Source organism: Enterobacter sp. SM3 (genome assembly GCF_009811935.2).
In the GTDB taxonomy this organism is placed as follows: Bacteria; Pseudomonadota; Gammaproteobacteria; order Enterobacterales; family Enterobacteriaceae; genus Enterobacter; species Enterobacter asburiae_D.
Map to the genome: position 1 here is coordinate 484,454 of NZ_CP099971.1, position 17,571 is coordinate 502,024.

Sequence of the window (17,571 nt, forward strand, 5' to 3'; positions counted from 1 at the left end):
CACTGAAGGAGGGAGACAGCATGCACTGGCAGACCCATACCGTTTTCAATCAACCTGCACCGCTTTCCAACAGCAACCTTTTCCTCTCGGACTGCGCCCTGCGCGATGCGGTCGCGCGTGAAGGGGCCGAGTGGGATATTGAGCTGCTCGCCAGCATCGGACAGCAGTTAGGCACCGCGGAGTCGCTGGAGCTGGGCAGGCTGGCAAACGTTAATCCTCCGGAGCTACTCCGTTATGACGCCGCCGGGGAGCGGCTGGACGACGTGCGCTTTCACCCGGCGTGGCACCTGCTGATGCAGGGACTCTGTGCCAACCGCGTGCATAACCTGGCGTGGGAAGAGGAGGCACGTAAAGGGTCGTTTGTCGCTCGGGCCGCACGCTTTGTGCTGCATGCTCAGGTGGAGGCGGGTACGCTGTGCCCGGTCACCATGACGTTCGCCGCCACGCCGCTGCTGCAGCTGGCACTCCCCAAAGCATTTCACGACTGGCTGACGCCGCTGCTCAGCGATCGCTACGATCCGCATCTGGCCCCTGGTGCGCAAAAGCGCGGCCTGCTGATCGGCATGGGAATGACGGAAAAGCAGGGCGGCTCAGACGTGCTCAGCAACACCACCAAAGCGGAAAAATGCAGCGACGGCAGCTACCGGCTGGTGGGGCATAAATGGTTTTTCTCCGTCCCGCAAAGCGATGCGCACCTGGTGCTGGCCCAGGCGAAAGGCGGGCTATCCTGCTTTTTTGTGCCGCGCTTTTTGCCTGACGGACAGCGCAACGCCGTCCGGCTGGAGCGCCTCAAGGACAAGCTCGGGAACCGCTCCAACGCCAGCAGCGAGGTGGAGTTTCTTGATGCCTCCGGCTGGCTGCTGGGGGAAGAGGGCGAAGGGGTACGGCAGATCCTCAAAATGGGCGGCCTGACGCGCTTTGACTGCGCGCTGGGCAGCCACGGACTGATGCGTCGGGCGCTCTCGGTGGCGCTGTACCATGCCCATCAGCGGCAAACCTTCGGCAAAAACCTCATCGATCAGCCGCTAATGCGTGAGGTGTTAAGCCGGATGGCGCTGGTGCTGGAGGGGCACACGGCGCTGCTGTTCCGCCTGGCCCGGGCGTGGGACAAGCGTGCCGATCCGCAAGAGGCCGCCTGGGCGCGGCTGTTTACCCCGGCGGCGAAATTTAGCGTCTGTAAAGCGGGCATCCCGTTTGTCGCTGAGGCGATGGAGGTGCTGGGTGGGATCGGATATTGCGAAGAGAGCGAACTTCCCCGCCTGTATCGCGAGATGCCGGTCAACAGCATCTGGGAAGGATCGGGAAATATTATGTGCCTGGACGTTCTGCGCGTGCTGGCGAAGCAGCCCGGTATTCACGATCTGCTTGCCGACGAGTTTGCGCAGGTAAAAGGGCAGGACAGACACTTCGACCGCAGCTGGCGACAGCTTCAGCAAAAACTGCGTAAGCCGCAGGAGGCGCAGGGGAGGGAGATCGCGCAGCAGCTTTTCTTGCTCGGTACCGGGAGCCAGATGCTGCGGCACGCATCGCCCCCGGTGGCGCAGGCGTGGTGCCGCATGATACTGGACACCCGTGGCGGTACGCTGATGAGCGAGCAGGTGCAAAGTGATCTGCTGCTGCGCGCCACGGGCAGAGTCGGCTAGCCTTTTAGCTGGAACAGACTCACCAGTTGAGCCAGGTGTGAACCCTTCTCGCGCAGCGTTTGAGCCGTTTGCTCGCTGCGTGAGATGCGATCGGCATTGATATGTGACGCTTCGCCAATATGGGTCATGGCGAGGTTCACCTGGCCGATCCCGGCGGACTGCTCGCGTGAGGCATGGTTAATCTCGGTGACCAGCTGGCTGATGTTATCGATATGAATGATGATGTCATCCATCGCCAGGCGCGTCTGTTCAGACAGCGCATGACCCTCACTCACTTTTCTGAGCGTATCGCCAATCAGCTGTTCAATCTCCTTCACCGCGTTAGCGCTGCGTCCCGCCAGCGCGCGAACTTCCTGGGCGACTACCGCAAATCCTTTACCGTGCTCGCCCGCGCGGGCCGCTTCCACTGCCGCATTCAGCGCCAGAATATTGGTCTGGAAAGCAATGGACTCGATCACGCGCGTGATGTCTTCGATGCGTTTTGACGCTTCGCGAATGTCGTCCATGGTCGACACCGCGTGGGTGACCGTCTCACCGCCCTGATGAACCGCGAGCGAGGTTTCACCCACCAACTGCTGCGTTTGCTCCATATTGGCGGCATTTTGCTGCACGGTGGCGGCCAGCTGCTCCATGCTGGCAGACGTCTCTTCAACGCTGCTGGCCTGCTTGTTGATCTGCTCTGAAATCTCGCCAGTGTCGGCGGCCAGCGCGTTGGTGCCTGAATGGATCTCGCCTGCGGCCTCACGGACCTGCAGCACAATTTTTTGCAGGCCGCCGCCGATGCCGTTGATAGCATCGATCAGCTGGCCGACTTCGTCCTGGCGCGTCACGGGCAGGCTGGAACGGAGATCCCCTGCGGCATATTGCCGGGCAAGGTGGATCACATTGCGCAGCGGCCGGGTTAGCACGCGGCGAATCAGGACCACGAACAGGCCAGCAAAAAGGATGGATAAGACCACGCCGGCCAGCAGGAAACGATCGCGCATGGCGGTGACGCTTGAGAGCAGCACCGATTTATCCACTTCACCCACGATAGTCCAGTTCCAGCCCGGCAGCGGGGTATAGGCCATTTTCAGCGTGCGGCCGTCGTCGCTTACGCGCTCCAGCGTGCCGGGTTTATCACTCAGAAGCTGCTGCTGCGTCGCGCCGTCCCACTTCGGCAGTTTTCCCTCTTCGCTGGCGTGGAACAGGTATTGCCCGCGCGTTTTTCCGTTGCTGCGATCCAGCACAAAGAAGTGACCGCTCTCGCCCAGCCGGCGGTTGAGGATTTTCTCACGCATGACGTTCCAGGAGTGGGTGATGTCCACCCCGACAAAGACGATCGCAATGACCTGTCCTTCGGCGTTTTTCACGGGCTGGTACTGGGTGATGTAGCGTTTGCCAAACAGCAGCGCCAGGCCGCGGTAGACTTCACCTTTGCTGACGGCGGCAAAGGCCGGGCTGGCGTTATCCAGAACGGTACCCATTGCGCGATCGCCGTTCTCTTTGCGCAGGGAAGTGGCTACGCGAACAAAGTCGTTACCGCTGCGAACAAACAGCGTCGAAATGGCTCCCGTACGGTTCAGGAACTCGTCCGAAAGCGTGTTGTTTTCATGCAGCCCGGTTTCTCCGCCTTTCAGAAGCGGAACGCTGAGCCCGTTGATCGTCTGGGGTTGGGAAGTATCAATGTTCAGGGGCTGCGGTAAAAAGGTGGTGAACAGACGGGTATAGCTCTCAACCTCTTCACTCAGGCTGGTATTAAACATCTGCACCATGTCGACCATGCCGGTGGACTGATTATGCAGATCTTCTACCGCAAGGGCTTCAAGCTGCTGGCTGGCTTTTTGGCTGAGCAGAAAAGTGAAAAGCAGAAACAGCGTGGCGACACTGACGCCCGTAAGCAGTGACAGCTTCGCACCCAGGCCTGCGCGGCGAAAAACGTTGATCATAAATTGCTCATCATTGAAAAGGTATGGTTCTTCAACGGCAGAGCGGGGATTACGTTTACTGAATTAATGTAACAAAATGTTATTTTATTGTTCTTAATTGGTTTTAAATAAGATAAAAAATTTGCAAAAACGAAAAGCCACTAAAAATAAGTGGCTTTTATCAGGAGGGAGATTACACGTAGAGAATGGCCTGTACCCGCCAGCGATCGATATGGTTATCTTCCTGCATCTGGATGATGCGATACCAAGAAGCACCCTGCTCATCGGCCTTTAATGCCACGACACGTTCAACGTCTTGCGGGCTCCCCGAGATATTATTCACGGAGATCTGGCCAATTTCATTCAGGCCAGTCACACAATCAGCACTGGCGAATTCTGCTGACTGCGCGGTGGTGCTCAGCAGGCCTGCTGAGAGCAACAGTGAGGTCAAAGCAAGAGTTCGTTTCATCGTCAGCTCCATTTCACATATATCCGGTATCCGCCGGGCAATCCTTCGCGAATAAACTCCCTTCCATTGACGCGGGCGTGGAGTTTATTGTGGACAGGAAAATGTCTATGGACGCAAAGCAGTGTAAATCTCGTTCAAAGGAAAACCATTATTTACGGTACAAAATGGCCTGTGAATACCACTGTCCCGTTATGATGGTTTCGTCGATCATAATGATGACGTAATAATCTGCTTTGGCGGCGACGGCCTGTGCTTTTATTGCCGATTCTGCGTCATCCGGAGAGCCGCGAACCAGCGCGGAGATGGTGCCCATTCGTTGTAATCCTTCCGTCTGATTACGACGAATCTCCTGTGGATGATCGGCGACCGGTGGAGCGGGTTGCGGCGTTCCCTGCAGCGCGCTACAGCCACTCAGCAGAAACACCAGCAATAAAGCAGCAAACCTGCGCATAACCATATCTCGTTTCCTGATAGCCATAGTGTAGTTGTCTGTGAATTTAGTTTTGGGGGAATGTTCCCGAAGTGTTATCTGGGACGTATATTTCGAATGAAAATGACGTGAAAGCGTAACCCAGTTCTCAACATTATGAATCATACATTCGCACAGGGTCGACAATGATTGAAATTGAAATACGCCACCTCGGCGACCATGAAATTTTACACGCGATGCCAGCGGGTAAACGTGATAAACCGCTGCCTGTTGTGGTTTTTTATCACGGGTTTACCTCATCGAAGCTGGTTTACAGTTATTTTGCGGTAGCGCTGGCGCAGGCGGGTTTCCGCGTGGTGATGCCAGATGCACCAGACCACGGCGCACGCTTTATGGGCAATGAGCAGGCGCGGCTGGGGCAGTTCTGGCAGATCCTGCTCGGGAGCCTGACCGAATTTGCCAGGCTGCGCGATGCGCTTTATGAGGCAGGGCTGGTGGCCGACAATCGTCTGGCTGTCGCCGGGGCATCGATGGGCGGTATGACGGCGCTGGGAATTATGACGCATCATCCTGAAGTGAAGTCTGTCGCCTGTCTGATGGGCTCGGGCTACTTTACTTCGCTGGCGAAGACGCTTTTTCCCCCTCAGGATTTAACGGAAATGACCGCGACGCTGGCAGAGTGGGAAGTGACCCGGGCTTTGCCGCGCGTGGCCGATCGCCCGCTGCTGCTGTGGCACGGTGACGCGGATGATGTGGTCCCGCCCGAGGGAACCTTCCGTCTGCAGCAGGTGTTAATGAATGAAGGGCTGGACGGTAATCTGACCTGTCTGTGGGAACCGGGCGTCCGCCACCGCATCACGCCGACGGCGCTGGACGCCACGGTGGCGTTTTTCCGCCAGCATCTTTAGACGCGCAGGACTTTCACCCCCTGATCTTCCAGCTTCTGGAGGATCTCAGGGTTGGCGCCTTTGCCGGTGATTACCATGTCGATCTGTTCGGCACGGCTGAATAACATCCCTGCGCGCTCGCCCACTTTGCTGCTGTCGACCAGCACAACGAGCTTGCCCACAACGTTAAGCATGTTTTGCTCCGCCATCGCGGTCAGCATATCGGTTTTATACAGGCCATCCGCCGTCAGGCCTTTGCCGCTGGTAAACATCCAGTGCCCGGCATAGAGACTATTTTCGCTGTCCTGAGGACTAAGGGTGATGGACTGGCTTTTGTTGTATTGGCCGCCCATGATCACCACGCTCTCATGCTCCTGATCGATGAGATAGTTGGCGAGCGGCAAGTAGTTGGTGATGATTTGTACCGGCTTGCCGCACATTTCACGACCCAGCAGAAACGCCGTGGAGCCGCAGTTGATGACCACGCTCTCACCGGGATTCACCAGCTGCGACGCGGCTCTGGCGATCCGTACTTTTTCATCATGATTTTGCGCCTGATGAATATTCATCGGCGTCCAGCGGGGGCGCTGCTGGCTGATGGCTTCCGCGCCGTTGCGGACCTTTTTCAGCTTGCCGCTTTCATCCAGCTTGTTAATGTCTCGCCGCGCCGTTGCCGGGGAGATCCCTAAACGTTCGATCACTTTCTCGACGGTGATAAACCCTGTTTGCGCCAGGAGTTCCAGGAGAATTTGATGCCGTTGCGCTTCCGTCATGAGCTATTCCGATAAGAATTGATTTGAAAAGATGATATTTGAAATAGCGTGAAATTACTAAAAGAAATATGACATCGCCAGACATCACGTCTGGCGATTTGGCTGCACTATCAGAGGAAGGACTTGAACGGCAGGTCTGGCTCAATGGTGAAGCAATCATCGAAACCACGTGGGTAGTGATATTCCAGATTATCTTTGTCCAGTGGCCAGGTGAACTTGCCGCCGACCTGCCAGATGAACGGCTTGAAGCCATACTTCAGGCGGTCTTTTTTCATTTCCCACAGCACGCGGATTTCCTGCGGATCGGCCTGGAAGTTTGACCAGATATCGTGGTGGAACGGAATGACTACTTTGGTGTTCAGCGCTTCCGCCATACGCAGCATATCGGCACTGGTCATTTTGTCGGTAATGCCGCGCGGGTTCTCGCCGTAGGAGCCCAGCGCCACGTCAATCTGGTGCTCGTTACCGTGCTTCGCGTAATAGTTGGAGTAGTGAGAGTCACCGCTGTGGTACAGGGAACCGCCAGGGGTTTTAAACAGGTAGTTAACCGCACGCTCATCCATACCGTCCGGCAGCACGCCAGCGGCTTTCTGGTCGGCTGGTAGGGTAATCAATGCGGTACGGTCAAAGGCATCAAGCGCATGGATTTCAATATCTTTGATTTTCACCACGTCGCCAGGCTTCATCACGATGCAGCGCTCTTTCGGCACGCCCCAGCCAATCCAGAGATCCACGCAGGTCTGTGGCCCGATGAACGGCACGTCGTCCGCGCAGTTTTGCATTACCGCTGCCGCCACGTTCACGTCGATATGATCGTTGTGATCGTGAGTAGAAAGGACAGCGTCGATCTGGCGAATGGCAAACGGATCAAGCACAAACGGTGTGGTACGCAGGTTCGGCTGCAGTTTTTCTACGCCCGCCATGCGCTGCATCTGATGGCCTTTTTTCATCAGCGGGTTACCGTGGCTCTGCTTGCCGGTGCCGCACCAGAAATCGACGCAGATATTTGCGCCACCCTCTGATTTCAGCCAGATACCGGTACAGCCGAGCCACCACATTGCAAACGTGCCAGGAGCAACCTGTTCCTGCTCGATCTCTTCATTCAGCCAGCTGCCCCACTCCGGGAAGGTGCTCAGAATCCATGACTCACGGGTGATGGTGTTCACTTTACTCATCGTTTTGACTCCTGGTTTAATCAAAAGTAATCATTAAATGATTCGTTGTGATTAATGCTGTCACCATTTGATGCGCTTTGCAATGGCAAAAATGCGGAATTTTATCTGCTCGACTTCACGGACTCTGCACTTATTCCTTGTTAGACTATCCTGTATAAAACATTAATTGCATGAATTATAAAGATTAATTGATTTTTTATGTACGGTAGTGAAAATCATTACTAACACCATGGAAATAATTTGCGTGATACGTCACAAATAATCAAATGCAATCTTGTGGTGATTATTTGTGATTAATAGAGTGATGGCACCAACCACACAGGGATTGCCCCTCGTGTTCTCATTTCTGGAGAGAGTTATGGAGATCCTCTACAACGTCTTTACCGTGTTCTTTAATCAGGTAATGACCAACGCCCCGCTGCTGCTGGGTATCGTGACGTGCCTGGGCTATATCCTGCTGCGCAAAAGCGTCAGCGTGATTATTAAAGGCACCATCAAAACCATTATCGGTTTCATGCTGTTGCAGGCGGGTTCAGGCATTCTGACCAGCACCTTTAAGCCGGTCGTCGCCAAAATGTCTGAGGTATATGGCATCAACGGTGCCATCTCTGACACCTACGCATCCATGATGGCGACCATCGAACGCATGGGGGATGCCTACAGCTGGGTGGGTTATGCGGTCCTGCTCGCGCTGGCGCTCAACATCATTTATGTGCTGCTGCGCCGCATTACCGGCATTCGCACCATCATGCTTACCGGGCACATCATGTTCCAGCAGGCGGGGCTGATCGCGGTTTCTCTCTATATCTTCGGTTACCCAATGTGGACCACGATTATCTGCACCGCGGTGCTGGTTTCGCTCTACTGGGGTATCACCTCCAACATGATGTACAAGCCAACCCAGGAAGTGACTGACGGCTGCGGCTTCTCCATCGGTCACCAGCAGCAGTTTGCCTCCTGGATTGCCTATAAAGTTGCGCCGTACCTGGGCAAAAAAGAAGAGAGCGTTGAAGACCTTAAGCTGCCGGGCTGGCTGAATATCTTCCACGACAACATCGTCTCCACCGCCATTGTGATGACCATCTTCTTCGGTGCCATTCTGCTCTCCTTCGGCATTGACGTTGTTCAGGCGATGGCGGGTAAAACCCACTGGACGGTCTATATCCTGCAGACCGGCTTCTCCTTCGCGGTGGCCATTTTCATCATCACGCAGGGCGTGCGTATGTTCGTCGCCGAACTGTCGGAAGCCTTCAACGGTATCTCACAGCGCCTGATCCCCGGTGCGGTGCTGGCAATTGACTGTGCCGCTATCTACAGCTTCGCGCCAAACGCGGTGGTCTGGGGCTTTATGTGGGGCACCATCGGCCAGCTGATTGCGGTGGGCATCCTGGTCGGCTGCGGCTCCTCCATCCTGATTATTCCTGGCTTTATCCCGATGTTCTTCTCCAACGCCACCATTGGCGTCTTCGCTAACCACTTCGGCGGCTGGCGGGCGGCGCTCAAGATCTGCCTGGTGATGGGCATGGTTGAAATCTTCGGTTGCGTGTGGGCGGTCAAGCTCACCGGTATGAGTGCCTGGATGGGCATGGCGGACTGGTCAATTCTGGCACCGCCGATGATGCAGGGCTTTGCCTCCGTCGGGCTGGTCTTTATGGCCGTCATCATCCTGATTGCTCTGGCTTATATGTTCTTCGCTGGCCGTTCGCTGCGAGCTGAAGAAGATGCGGAAAAACAAACAGCAGAAGTGTCTGCTCATTAAGGAGTTTCGATTATGACCGTACGTATCCTGGCTGTGTGTGGCAATGGGCAAGGCAGCTCCATGATCATGAAGATGAAAGTGGACCAGTTTTTAACCCAGTCAAACATCGACCACACGGTGAACAGCTGCGCGGTGGGTGAATACAAAAGTGAACTGAACGGCGCGGACATCATCATCGCCTCAACCCATATCGCCGGCGAAATTAGCGTGTCGGGCAATAAATATGTGGTGGGCGTACGCAACATGCTGTCGCCTGCGGATTTCGGACCAAAACTGCTGGAAGTGATTAAAGAGCACTTCCCACAAGACGTGAAGTAAGGACTCCATCATGAAACTACGTGATTCGCTGGCAGAGAATAACTCCATCCTTTTACAGGCTGAGGCCAGCACCTGGCAGGAAGCGGTGAAGCTGAGCGTGGATCTGCTGGTTAAGGCTGACGTTGTCGAGCCGCGTTACTACCAGGCCATTCTTGATGGCGTGGCGCAGCACGGCCCTTACTTTGTGATCGCACCAGGGCTGGCAATGCCGCACGGGCGTCCTGAAGAGGGCGTGAAGAAAACCGGCTTCGCGCTGGTGACGCTGAAAACGCCGCTGGTGTTCAACCACGAAGATAACGACCCGGTCGACATCCTGATCACCATGGCCGCCGTAGATGCCAACACCCACCAGGAGGTGGGCATCATGCAGATCGTCAATCTGTTTGATGACGAAGCCAATTTTGACCGTTTACGCGCCTGCCGTACCGAGCAGGAAGTGCTGGATTTAATTGATAACGCCACTGCGGCGGCAGTCTAAGAGGAATTGAACATGTCATTACCTATGTTGCAGGTTGCGCTGGATAACCAAACTCTGTCCCACGCTTACGAAACCACCCGCCTGATCGCGGAAGAAGTGGACATCATCGAAGTGGGTACCATTCTGTGCGTGGGCGAAGGCGTTCGCGCCGTTCGCGACCTGAAGGCGCTCTATCCACATAAAATCGTACTGGCGGATGCCAAGATCGCCGATGCAGGCAAAATCCTTTCCCGCATGTGCTTTGAAGCCAACGCCGACTGGGTCACCGTGATCTGCTGTGCGGATATCAACACCGCCAAAGGCGCGCTGGACGTAGCGAAAGAGTTTAACGGCGACGTGCAGATTGAGCTGACCGGTTTCTGGACCTGGGAGCAGGCGCAGGAGTGGCGCGACGCGGGCATTCAGCAGGTGGTTTATCACCGTAGCCGCGATGCGCAGGCCGCAGGCGTGGCGTGGGGCGACGCGGATATCAGCGCCATCAAACGTCTGGCGGATATGGGCTTCAAAGTCACCGTCACCGGCGGCCTGGCGCTGGAAGATCTGCCGCTGTTCCAGGGCATTCCAATTCACGTCTTTATTGCCGGTCGTAGTATTCGTGATGCGGCGTCTCCGGTGGAAGCGGCGCGTCAGTTCAAACGCTCAATCGCTCAGCTTTGGGGCTAAGGAGCGGGTATGTTGTCAAAACAGGTCCCGCTTGGCATCTATGAAAAGGCACTCCCTGCGGGGGAGTGCTGGTTGGAGCGGCTACAGCTGGCAAAACAGCTGGGTTTCGATTTTGTCGAAATGTCCGTGGATGAGACGGACGAGCGTCTCTCTCGCCTCGACTGGAGCCGCGAACAGCGCCTGGCGCTGGTGAGCGCCGTTGCTGAAACGGGCGTACGCGTGCCGTCCATGTGCCTGAGCGCCCACCGTCGTTTTCCGCTCGGCAGCGAAGACGATGCCGTACGCGCGCAGGGGCTGGAGATCATGCGTAAAGCCATTCGCTTTGCGCAGGATGTCGGTATTCGCGTGATCCAGCTGGCGGGTTATGACGTTTACTATCAGGAAGCCAACGATGAAACGCGTCGTCGTTTCCGTGATGGCCTGAAAGAGAGCGTCGAGATGGCAAGCCGCGCGCAGGTCACGCTGGCGATGGAGATCATGGACTACCCGTTGATGAACTCCATCAGCAAGGCGCTGGGCTACGCGCACTATCTGAACAACCCGTGGTTCCAGCTTTATCCCGATATCGGCAACCTGTCGGCATGGGATAACGACGTACAGATGGAGCTGCAGGCGGGCGTCGGGCATATCGTGGCGGTACACGTCAAAGATACCCGTCCTGGCGTGTTTAAAAACGTACCGTTCGGCACCGGGGTGGTGGATTTCGAACGGTGCTTCGAGACGCTCAGGCAGACAGGCTATTGCGGGCCTTACCTGATTGAGATGTGGAGCGAGACGTCGGACGACCCGGCTGCGGAAGTGGCGAAGGCACGGGACTGGGTGCGCGAACGTATGGCGCGGGCAGGGTTGCTGGAGGCTGAACATGCTTAAGCTTAAACAGCAGGTCTTTGAAGCCAACATGGATCTGCCGCGCTATGGCCTGGTCACGTTCACCTGGGGCAACGTGAGCGCGATCGACCGCGAGCAGGGGCTGATCGTGATTAAGCCGAGCGGCGTGGCGTATGACACCATGAAAGCAGAGGATATGGTGGTGGTGGATCTCGACGGAAACGTCGTGGAGGGAAAATGGCGTCCCTCTTCAGATACCGCAACCCATCTGGCGCTGTACCGGCGTTATCCGTCCCTTGGCGGCGTGGTGCATACCCATTCCACGCACGCGACGGCCTGGGCACAGGCGGGGTTGCCCATCCCGGCGCTGGGCACGACCCACGCGGACTACTTCTTTGGCGACATCCCCTGCACGCGCGCATTAACGCAGGCTGAAGTGGAAGGCGAATACGAGCTCAACACCGGTAAGGTCATCATCGAAACGCTGGGTGAAAGCGAACCGCTGCATACGCCGGGTATTGTGGTGTATCAGCACGGTCCGTTCTCCTGGGGAAAAGATGCCCACGACGCCGTCCATAATGCGGTTGTCATGGAGGAGGTGGCGCGTATGGCGTGGATTGCCCGCGGCATCAACCCACAGCTTCAGGGCATTGATGACTACCTGATGAACAAGCATTTCATGCGCAAGCACGGCCCGAATGCCTACTACGGGCAGAAGTGAATAAGTGCTCTGGAATACCGAAAAACAGTTGTAACCGGTGGTATTCCGGAGCCATTCACAAAAAAAAAGCCCCCGGGCAGGGGGCAACGTCAACTATGGCTATGTTCTCGTTGTTGGCTTTCCTGGTGCTAGCGTTAAAGCGTTATCGGTAAATATCTGCACTGGCGTGCATGTTGCCGTTGCTGCCGGGCTCACGGGTTAACATCACGTGGTAATAGGTTGCGCCCTGCGCATCGGTTTCTTCGTTTAATGCCTGATCTGCTTCACTTTCCGTGGCGAAATTATGATTGATGTAAATGACGCCCAAGCTTTGCACATCATCCATGTTTCTGGCCTGTCGGCCGTCTATTTTGATGGCTGCCATCGCGTTTGCACTGAGCAAAAGCGCCGCCATTATGGCTAATGCGATTTTTTTCATGATATGCGCTCCACGACTACGTGCTGCGAGAGGGGGGATGCTCCTTCTTTAATTCAGGTGATCTCTGATTAAAGTGTAATCACTCATCCGGCGGGGATGCGTGACCATTTCTGATGCAGTTGTTCAAAAAAACAGCGCTTCCGGGTGTGACCAATTTTAAATCACCCACTTAGACCCGCTTCGCGCTTTGTGCGAATTATTTGTGCAATCAGCTTGAGTTTCCAGGGGCGCGCAAGTATTATGACGCGTCAATTTTTCAGCCGACCTTTAACACGTTCCTTGCCTCCCCGGGCCTCGGCTGACCCAGACAGGAGGCTGAATAATCCGTAAGGAGCAATTCGATGCGTCATTACGAAATCGTTTTTATGGTCCATCCTGACCAGAGCGAACAGGTTCCGGGTATGATCGAGCGTTACACTGCTGCCATCACTGGTGCAGAAGGTACGATCCACCGTCTGGAAGACTGGGGCCGCCGTCAGCTGGCTTACCCGATCAACAAACTGCACAAAGCACACTACGTTCTGATGAACGTTGAAGCGCCGCAGGAAGTGATCGATGAGCTGGAAACTACCTTCCGCTTCAACGATGCCGTTATCCGCAGCATGGTTATGCGTACCAAAAACGCAGTTACCGAAGCATCTCCGATGGTTAAAGCGAAAGACGAGCGCCGTGAGCGTCGCGATGATTTCGCAAACGAAACCGCAGATGATTCTGATGCTGGGGATTCTGAAGAGTAATTTCTGATGACCAACCGTCTGGCGTTGTCCGGCATCGTATGCAGGGCTCCCCTTCGAAAGGTCAGTCCATCAGGAATTCCGCATTGCCAGTTCGTGCTTGAGCATCGTTCTGTGCAAGAGGAAGCCGGGTTTCACCGGCAGGCGTGGTGCCAAATGCCCGTTATTATTAGCGGACACGAAAACCAGGCCATTACTCACAGTTTAACGGTCGGTAGCGCAGTAATCGTTCAGGGGTTCATCTCTTGCCACAAGGCAAAGAACGGCCTGAGCAAAATGGTTCTGCATGCCGAGCAGATTGATTTGATAGATTCTGGAGACTAGCCATATGGCACGTTATTTCCGTCGTCGCAAGTTCTGCCGTTTCACCGCGGAAGGCGTTCAAGAGATCGACTATAAAGATATCGCAACGCTGAAAAACTACATCACCGAAAGCGGTAAGATTGTCCCAAGCCGTATCACCGGTACTCGTGCAAAATACCAGCGTCAGCTGGCTCGCGCTATCAAACGCGCTCGCTACCTGTCCCTGCTGCCGTACACTGATCGTCATCAGTAATCGGGCACGGTCCATTAATACGACTTTAAGAGGATAAGGTAATGCAAGTTATTCTGCTTGATAAAGTAGCAAACCTGGGCAGCCTGGGTGATCAGGTTAACGTTAAAGCGGGTTACGCACGTAACTTCCTGGTTCCACAGGGTAAAGCTGTTCCAGCTACCAAGAAAAACGTAGAGTTTTTCGAAGCACGTCGCGCTGAACTGGAAGCCAAACTGGCTGACGTTCTGGCGGCTGCTAACGCTCGCGCTGAAGCAATCAACGCACTGGGCACCGTTACCATCGCGTCTAAATCTGGCGACGAAGGTAAACTGTTCGGTTCCATCGGTACCCGCGATATCGCTGATGCAGTTTCTGCAGCAGGCGTTAAAGTGGCTAAGAGCGAAGTTCGTCTGCCGAACGGCGTTCTGCGTACCACTGGTGAGCACGAAGTTGACTTCCAGGTTCACAGCGAAGTGTTCGCTAAACTGGTTGTTAACGTTGTAGCTGAGTAATTTTTTACTCTGCTCACGTTGAAACGCCGGCCTTGTGCCGGCGTTTTGCTTTTTAGAGAACCGGGCCTTAACGCGCCCTGATAAAACTGCCGTCTGGCTGGCGGGTAAACAGTACCTGTTGTCCACTTCCCGTATCAATCGTTAACCCTGTCACCACCCCGCTGGCATTCTGGCGAATCTGTACCATCTGACCATTCTGCAGGTTACTGAGCGGCTTGCCTGCGCCTTCCACCTTCGCCATGGCATAGACGTCGGTCGGCGGCAGGTTGTGATCCCGGAACAGCTGCGCCAGAGTTTTGCCCGGCTCTACGCGATAAGAACGCCACTGTTGCTCAATGCCGGTGGGCTGTTGCACCTGAGGCTGAGACGGGGCGGCTGCTTGATCCTGCGGCTGTTCATCCTGAATAGGCTCTGGCTCAACCGGCGCGACCTGACCCGGATCGTTAGACGGGGTGACGAGCTGCGTCTGCATCGGCTGTGCGTCAGGCTGCGGCCGCGTCTGCGACTGAATGTCCAGTTGGGCATTGCGGGTGACGGGTGCGGTATCAACATCATCGCCTCCGGAAGGAAGCAGGAAGCCCACGATCACCATCAGCGCGCCAATGATGATCCCTCTGCGATGCAGAGGAGGCAGCGGGTCCATGATGCGAAAATTGTCCGGCGCCTGCCAGATTTTCGCCAGGGTAGGTTTCAGTTCAAATCGCCCGGGCATGGCACTCCTCCTGCTCCGCGTATTTTTTATCCTGTGCCCTGAAGTATAGTTTGCTAACTGCCTGAACGGCGTAGTAAACCCGACATCCGTGACATCAGTTCGGGATTAATCCTGGTTATCTCTATTGTTTCTGTTTCGTCGCGGTTTGTCACCTTAACTTCAGACAAAGTTTTACCCATAAGGGCATGGCTGATATGCTGCCCGCTACTTTAAATGTGATGGAAGGAAAACCCATGACCACCCCGACTTTTGACACTATCGAAGCGCAGGCAAGTTACGGTATCGGCTTGCAGGTAGGACAGCAGCTGAGCGAATCCGGCCTGGAAGGTCTGTTACCAGAAGCGCTGGTGGCGGGTATCGCTGACGCGCTGGAAGGCAAACAGCCTGCCGTTCCGGTTGACGTCGTGCACCGTGCGCTGCGTGAAATCCACGAACGTGCTGACGCCGTGCGTCGTGCGCGCTTTGAAGAGATGGCCGCCGAAGGTGTGAAATATCTGGAAGAGAACCGCGAACGTGAAGGCGTGAACAGCACCGAGTCTGGTCTGCAGTTCCGCGTGATCAATCAGGGCGACGGCGCAATCCCGGCACGTACCGACCACGTTCGCGTACACTACACCGGTAAGCTGATTGACGGTACCGTCTTCGACAGCTCCGTGGCGCGCGGCGAACCGGCTGAATTCCCGGTGAATGGCGTTATCGCAGGCTGGATCGAAGCGCTGACCCTGATGCCGGTCGGTTCCAAATGGGAACTGACTATCCCGCATAACCTGGCCTACGGCGAGCGCGGCGCTGGCGCGTCCATCCCGCCATTCAGCACCCTGGTCTTTGAAGTCGAGCTGCTGGAAATTCTGTAATCGAATTTTCTTATTTCCTCTCCCCGGTTGGGGAGAGGAAAATAGTGTAAAAACCTATAGTTACGGTGCTATCAACATTTTATCTTGCAAACGAAACTGTTGCGTGTATTTTTGTGAGCTGTTTCGCGCTGTATGAGTGATATGACACTCACTTTCAACATATTATTAACATAATATCTAAATCATAGTATTCATCCCGCCGATTCTTACCTAATATCGATTAGCCCTTACAAGGGAACGTCATCTTTTGACGTATTTAAAGGCCAGAAGAGCCTTAACAACACAGACAGGCATAAACAGGAAAATATCACATGGTAGATCAGGTCAAAGTCGTCGCCGACGAAGAGGCGTCGTCCGAACAGTCGCTACGGCGCAATCTCACAAACCGTCATATTCAGCTCATTGCGATTGGGGGTGCCATCGGTACCGGGCTGTTTATGGGGTCGGGCAAAACCATCAGTCTCGCTGGACCGTCAATCATATTTGTCTATATGATTATCGGTTTTATGCTGTTCTTCGTGATGCGTGCAATGGGTGAATTGCTGCTCTCGAACCTCGAATACAAATCCTTTAGCGACTTCGCTTCTGACCTGCTCGGGCCGTGGGCGGGCTATTTCACCGGCTGGACCTACTGGTTCTGCTGGGTCGTCACCGGTATGGCGGACGTCGTGGCGATTACCGCCTACGCGCAGTTCTGGTTCCCCGGGCTGTCGGATTGGGTCGCCTCGCTGGCGGTCATTGTCCTGCTGCTGAGCCTTAACCTCGCCACCGTCAAAATGTTCGGTGAGATGGAGTTCTGGTTCGCGATGATCAAAATCGTCGCTATCGTGGGACTGATTGTTGTGGGTCTGGTGATGGTGCTGACGCACTTCCAGTCACCAACCGGCGTTCAGGCGTCGTTTACCCATCTGTGGAATGACGGCGGCTGGTTCCCGAAAGGCATCAGCGGCTTCTTTGCCGGCTTCCAGATTGCGGTGTTTGCTTTCGTGGGCATTGAGCTGGTGGGCACCACGGCGGCGGAGACCAAAGATCCAGAGAAGTCTCTCCCGCGCGCCATTAACTCTATTCCGGTTCGTATCATCATGTTCTACGTCTTCGCGCTGGTCATCATTATGTCCGTGACGCCGTGGAGCTCCGTGGTGCCCACCAAGAGCCCGTTCGTTGAGCTGTTCGTGCTGGTAGGCCTGCCTGCTGCCGCGAGCCTGATTAACTTCGTGGTGCTGACCTCTGCTGCCTCGTCTGCCAACAGCGGCGTATTCTCCACCAGCCGTATGCTGTTTGGTCTGGCGCAGGAGGGCGTGGCGCCGAGCGCGTTCGCGAAGCTGTCTAAGCGTGCGGTACCGGCGAAAGGTTTGACCTTCTCCTGCATGTGCCTGCTGGGCGGTGTGGTGATGCTCTACGTGAACCCAAGCGTGATTGGCGCGTTTACCATGATTACCACGGTCTCTGCGATCCTGTTTATGTTCGTCTGGACCATCATCCTCTGTTCATACCTGGTGTACCGCAAGCAGCGTCCACACCTGCATGAAAAATCGATCTACAAGATGCCGCTGGGTAAACTGATGTGCTGGGTGTGCATGGCGTTCTTCGTCTTCGTGCTGGTTCTGCTGACGCTGGAAGATGATACCCGTCAGGCACTCATCGTCACGCCGCTGTGGTTTATCGCGCTGGGGCTGGGCTGGGTGTTTATCGGTAAGAAACGTATGGCAGGCGTAAGGTAAAAGCAAAACGGCAACTTCGGTTGCCGTTTTTTAG

Annotated in this window: 21 protein-coding genes; 14 read left to right on the top strand and 7 right to left on the bottom strand. The window is 55.4% G+C overall.

Annotated features, from left to right (window positions below):
* The first annotated feature begins 20 nt into the window (after window positions 1–20).
* The gene (locus GVO84_RS02170; RefSeq protein WP_159515375.1) at window positions 21–1,643 is read left to right on the top strand and encodes an isovaleryl-CoA dehydrogenase; all 1,623 of its coding nucleotides are present in this window, start codon (window positions 21–23) and stop codon (window positions 1,641–1,643) included.
* On the opposite strand, the gene GVO84_RS02175 is transcribed toward GVO84_RS02170, so the two are convergent.
* The 3 genes from GVO84_RS02175 to bsmA form a co-directional block, all read right to left on the bottom strand.
* Entirely contained in the window at window positions 1,640–3,571 is a 1,932-nt protein-coding gene (locus GVO84_RS02175) for a methyl-accepting chemotaxis protein (protein WP_159515376.1), read from the bottom strand. The two genes, GVO84_RS02170 and GVO84_RS02175, sit on opposite strands and share 4 nt — an antisense overlap.
* 172 nt (window positions 3,572–3,743) lie before the next feature.
* Window positions 3,744–4,031, bottom strand: a complete 288-nt coding sequence (yjfN, locus tag GVO84_RS02180) for a DUF1471 family protease activator YjfN (RefSeq protein WP_032665074.1) — start codon at window positions 4,029–4,031, stop codon at window positions 3,744–3,746.
* A 136-nt stretch (window positions 4,032–4,167) separates the two neighbouring features.
* Window positions 4,168–4,497: a biofilm peroxide resistance protein BsmA gene (gene bsmA, locus GVO84_RS02185; RefSeq protein ID WP_029740376.1), complete on the bottom strand. Its 330-nt coding sequence runs from the start codon at window positions 4,495–4,497 to the stop codon at window positions 4,168–4,170.
* A 137-nt stretch (window positions 4,498–4,634) separates the two neighbouring features.
* Here bsmA and yjfP point away from each other — a divergent pair, with 137 nt between their 5' ends.
* A complete protein-coding gene (gene yjfP, locus GVO84_RS02190) occupies window positions 4,635–5,357 on the top strand; it encodes an esterase (RefSeq protein ID WP_159515377.1) in 723 nt (240 codons plus the stop codon).
* Here the strand turns inward: yjfP and ulaR are convergent.
* Both ulaR and ulaG read right to left on the bottom strand, forming a co-directional pair.
* A complete protein-coding gene (ulaR, locus tag GVO84_RS02195) occupies window positions 5,354–6,109 on the bottom strand; it encodes an HTH-type transcriptional regulator UlaR (protein WP_045907973.1) in 756 nt (251 codons plus the stop codon). The genes yjfP and ulaR overlap by 4 nt on opposite strands.
* 110 nt (window positions 6,110–6,219) lie before the next feature.
* Window positions 6,220–7,284: an L-ascorbate 6-phosphate lactonase gene (gene ulaG, locus GVO84_RS02200; protein WP_010427455.1), complete on the bottom strand. Its 1,065-nt coding sequence runs from the start codon at window positions 7,282–7,284 to the stop codon at window positions 6,220–6,222.
* Window positions 7,285–7,642: 358 nt separating this feature from the next.
* On the opposite strand from ulaG, the gene ulaA reads away from it, so the two are divergent.
* From ulaA to GVO84_RS02230, 6 genes are read left to right on the top strand one after another with little or no spacing between them, the layout of a single operon-like run.
* Window positions 7,643–9,043 (top strand): PTS ascorbate transporter subunit IIC, encoded by a 1,401-nt coding sequence (ulaA, locus tag GVO84_RS02205; protein ID WP_126545637.1) that lies wholly within the window; start codon window positions 7,643–7,645, stop codon window positions 9,041–9,043.
* 12 nt (window positions 9,044–9,055) lie between these two features.
* The gene (gene ulaB, locus GVO84_RS02210) at window positions 9,056–9,361 is read left to right on the top strand and encodes a PTS ascorbate transporter subunit IIB (protein WP_003856022.1); all 306 of its coding nucleotides are present in this window, start codon (window positions 9,056–9,058) and stop codon (window positions 9,359–9,361) included.
* Between the two features lie 10 nt (window positions 9,362–9,371).
* Window positions 9,372–9,839 (top strand): PTS ascorbate transporter subunit IIA, encoded by a 468-nt coding sequence (gene ulaC / locus GVO84_RS02215; protein ID WP_013095304.1) that lies wholly within the window; start codon window positions 9,372–9,374, stop codon window positions 9,837–9,839.
* 12 nt (window positions 9,840–9,851) lie between these two features.
* On the top strand, window positions 9,852–10,502 hold the full coding sequence (gene ulaD / locus GVO84_RS02220) for a 3-keto-L-gulonate-6-phosphate decarboxylase UlaD (RefSeq protein ID WP_063144079.1): 651 nt from the start codon (window positions 9,852–9,854) through the stop codon (window positions 10,500–10,502).
* Window positions 10,503–10,511: 9 nt separating this feature from the next.
* Window positions 10,512–11,372, top strand: a complete 861-nt coding sequence (locus GVO84_RS02225; RefSeq protein ID WP_159515378.1) for an L-ribulose-5-phosphate 3-epimerase — start codon at window positions 10,512–10,514, stop codon at window positions 11,370–11,372.
* Window positions 11,365–12,051, top strand: coding sequence for an L-ribulose-5-phosphate 4-epimerase (locus GVO84_RS02230; protein WP_159515379.1), 687 nt, complete (start codon window positions 11,365–11,367; stop codon window positions 12,049–12,051). The genes GVO84_RS02225 and GVO84_RS02230 overlap by 8 nt, the downstream gene beginning before the upstream one ends.
* Before the next feature lie 142 nt (window positions 12,052–12,193).
* On the opposite strand, the gene yjfY is transcribed toward GVO84_RS02230, so the two are convergent.
* Window positions 12,194–12,469 carry a DUF1471 family protein YjfY gene (yjfY, locus tag GVO84_RS02235; protein WP_159515380.1) on the bottom strand — a complete coding sequence of 92 codons (276 nt, stop codon included), beginning with the start codon at window positions 12,467–12,469 and terminating at the stop codon, window positions 12,194–12,196.
* A 341-nt stretch (window positions 12,470–12,810) separates the two neighbouring features.
* On the opposite strand from yjfY, the gene rpsF reads away from it, so the two are divergent.
* Genes rpsF through rplI form a run of 4 tightly spaced genes read left to right on the top strand, consistent with a single transcriptional unit; the run spans window position 12,811 to window position 14,250 of the window.
* The gene (rpsF, locus tag GVO84_RS02240) at window positions 12,811–13,206 is read left to right on the top strand and encodes a 30S ribosomal protein S6 (RefSeq protein ID WP_080328808.1); all 396 of its coding nucleotides are present in this window, start codon (window positions 12,811–12,813) and stop codon (window positions 13,204–13,206) included.
* Between the two features lie 6 nt (window positions 13,207–13,212).
* Window positions 13,213–13,527 (top strand): primosomal replication protein N, encoded by a 315-nt coding sequence (gene priB / locus GVO84_RS02245; protein WP_008502895.1) that lies wholly within the window; start codon window positions 13,213–13,215, stop codon window positions 13,525–13,527.
* A 4-nt stretch (window positions 13,528–13,531) separates the two neighbouring features.
* Window positions 13,532–13,759 carry a 30S ribosomal protein S18 gene (gene rpsR / locus GVO84_RS02250; protein WP_000135199.1) on the top strand — a complete coding sequence of 76 codons (228 nt, stop codon included), beginning with the start codon at window positions 13,532–13,534 and terminating at the stop codon, window positions 13,757–13,759.
* A gap of 41 nt (window positions 13,760–13,800) precedes the next feature.
* Window positions 13,801–14,250, top strand: coding sequence for a 50S ribosomal protein L9 (gene rplI, locus GVO84_RS02255; protein WP_023310148.1), 450 nt, complete (start codon window positions 13,801–13,803; stop codon window positions 14,248–14,250).
* A 67-nt stretch (window positions 14,251–14,317) separates the two neighbouring features.
* Here the strand turns inward: rplI and GVO84_RS02260 are convergent, their stop codons facing one another.
* Window positions 14,318–14,962, bottom strand: coding sequence for an OapA family protein (locus GVO84_RS02260; RefSeq protein ID WP_121424856.1), 645 nt, complete (start codon window positions 14,960–14,962; stop codon window positions 14,318–14,320).
* Window positions 14,963–15,195: 233 nt separating this feature from the next.
* Here GVO84_RS02260 and fklB point away from each other — a divergent pair, with 233 nt between their 5' ends.
* Both fklB and cycA read left to right on the top strand, forming a co-directional pair.
* Window positions 15,196–15,816, top strand: coding sequence for an FKBP-type peptidyl-prolyl cis-trans isomerase (gene fklB / locus GVO84_RS02265; RefSeq protein WP_008502892.1), 621 nt, complete (start codon window positions 15,196–15,198; stop codon window positions 15,814–15,816).
* Between the two features lie 311 nt (window positions 15,817–16,127).
* Complete coding sequence (cycA, locus tag GVO84_RS02270) at window positions 16,128–17,537, top strand: D-serine/D-alanine/glycine transporter (protein ID WP_024907315.1); 1,410 nt, start codon at window positions 16,128–16,130, stop codon at window positions 17,535–17,537.
* Window positions 17,538–17,571: the final 34 nt, after the last annotated feature.

Coding starts and splice junctions, on each gene's coding strand:
- GVO84_RS02170 (WP_159515375.1), top strand. CDS start 21: ATGCACTGGCAGACCCATACCGTTTTCAATCAACCTGCACCGCTTTCC.
- GVO84_RS02175 (WP_159515376.1), bottom strand. CDS start 3,571: ATGATCAACGTTTTTCGCCGCGCAGGCCTGGGTGCGAAGCTGTCACTG.
- yjfN (WP_032665074.1), bottom strand. CDS start 4,031: ATGGAGCTGACGATGAAACGAACTCTTGCTTTGACCTCACTGTTGCTC.
- bsmA (WP_029740376.1), bottom strand. CDS start 4,497: ATGGCTATCAGGAAACGAGATATGGTTATGCGCAGGTTTGCTGCTTTA.
- yjfP (WP_159515377.1), top strand. CDS start 4,635: ATGATTGAAATTGAAATACGCCACCTCGGCGACCATGAAATTTTACAC.
- ulaR (WP_045907973.1), bottom strand. CDS start 6,109: ATGACGGAAGCGCAACGGCATCAAATTCTCCTGGAACTCCTGGCGCAA.
- ulaG (WP_010427455.1), bottom strand. CDS start 7,284: ATGAGTAAAGTGAACACCATCACCCGTGAGTCATGGATTCTGAGCACC.
- ulaA (WP_126545637.1), top strand. CDS start 7,643: ATGGAGATCCTCTACAACGTCTTTACCGTGTTCTTTAATCAGGTAATG.
- ulaB (WP_003856022.1), top strand. CDS start 9,056: ATGACCGTACGTATCCTGGCTGTGTGTGGCAATGGGCAAGGCAGCTCC.
- ulaC (WP_013095304.1), top strand. CDS start 9,372: ATGAAACTACGTGATTCGCTGGCAGAGAATAACTCCATCCTTTTACAG.
- ulaD (WP_063144079.1), top strand. CDS start 9,852: ATGTCATTACCTATGTTGCAGGTTGCGCTGGATAACCAAACTCTGTCC.
- GVO84_RS02225 (WP_159515378.1), top strand. CDS start 10,512: ATGTTGTCAAAACAGGTCCCGCTTGGCATCTATGAAAAGGCACTCCCT.
- GVO84_RS02230 (WP_159515379.1), top strand. CDS start 11,365: ATGCTTAAGCTTAAACAGCAGGTCTTTGAAGCCAACATGGATCTGCCG.
- yjfY (WP_159515380.1), bottom strand. CDS start 12,469: ATGAAAAAAATCGCATTAGCCATAATGGCGGCGCTTTTGCTCAGTGCA.
- rpsF (WP_080328808.1), top strand. CDS start 12,811: ATGCGTCATTACGAAATCGTTTTTATGGTCCATCCTGACCAGAGCGAA.
- priB (WP_008502895.1), top strand. CDS start 13,213: ATGACCAACCGTCTGGCGTTGTCCGGCATCGTATGCAGGGCTCCCCTT.
- rpsR (WP_000135199.1), top strand. CDS start 13,532: ATGGCACGTTATTTCCGTCGTCGCAAGTTCTGCCGTTTCACCGCGGAA.
- rplI (WP_023310148.1), top strand. CDS start 13,801: ATGCAAGTTATTCTGCTTGATAAAGTAGCAAACCTGGGCAGCCTGGGT.
- GVO84_RS02260 (WP_121424856.1), bottom strand. CDS start 14,962: ATGCCCGGGCGATTTGAACTGAAACCTACCCTGGCGAAAATCTGGCAG.
- fklB (WP_008502892.1), top strand. CDS start 15,196: ATGACCACCCCGACTTTTGACACTATCGAAGCGCAGGCAAGTTACGGT.
- cycA (WP_024907315.1), top strand. CDS start 16,128: ATGGTAGATCAGGTCAAAGTCGTCGCCGACGAAGAGGCGTCGTCCGAA.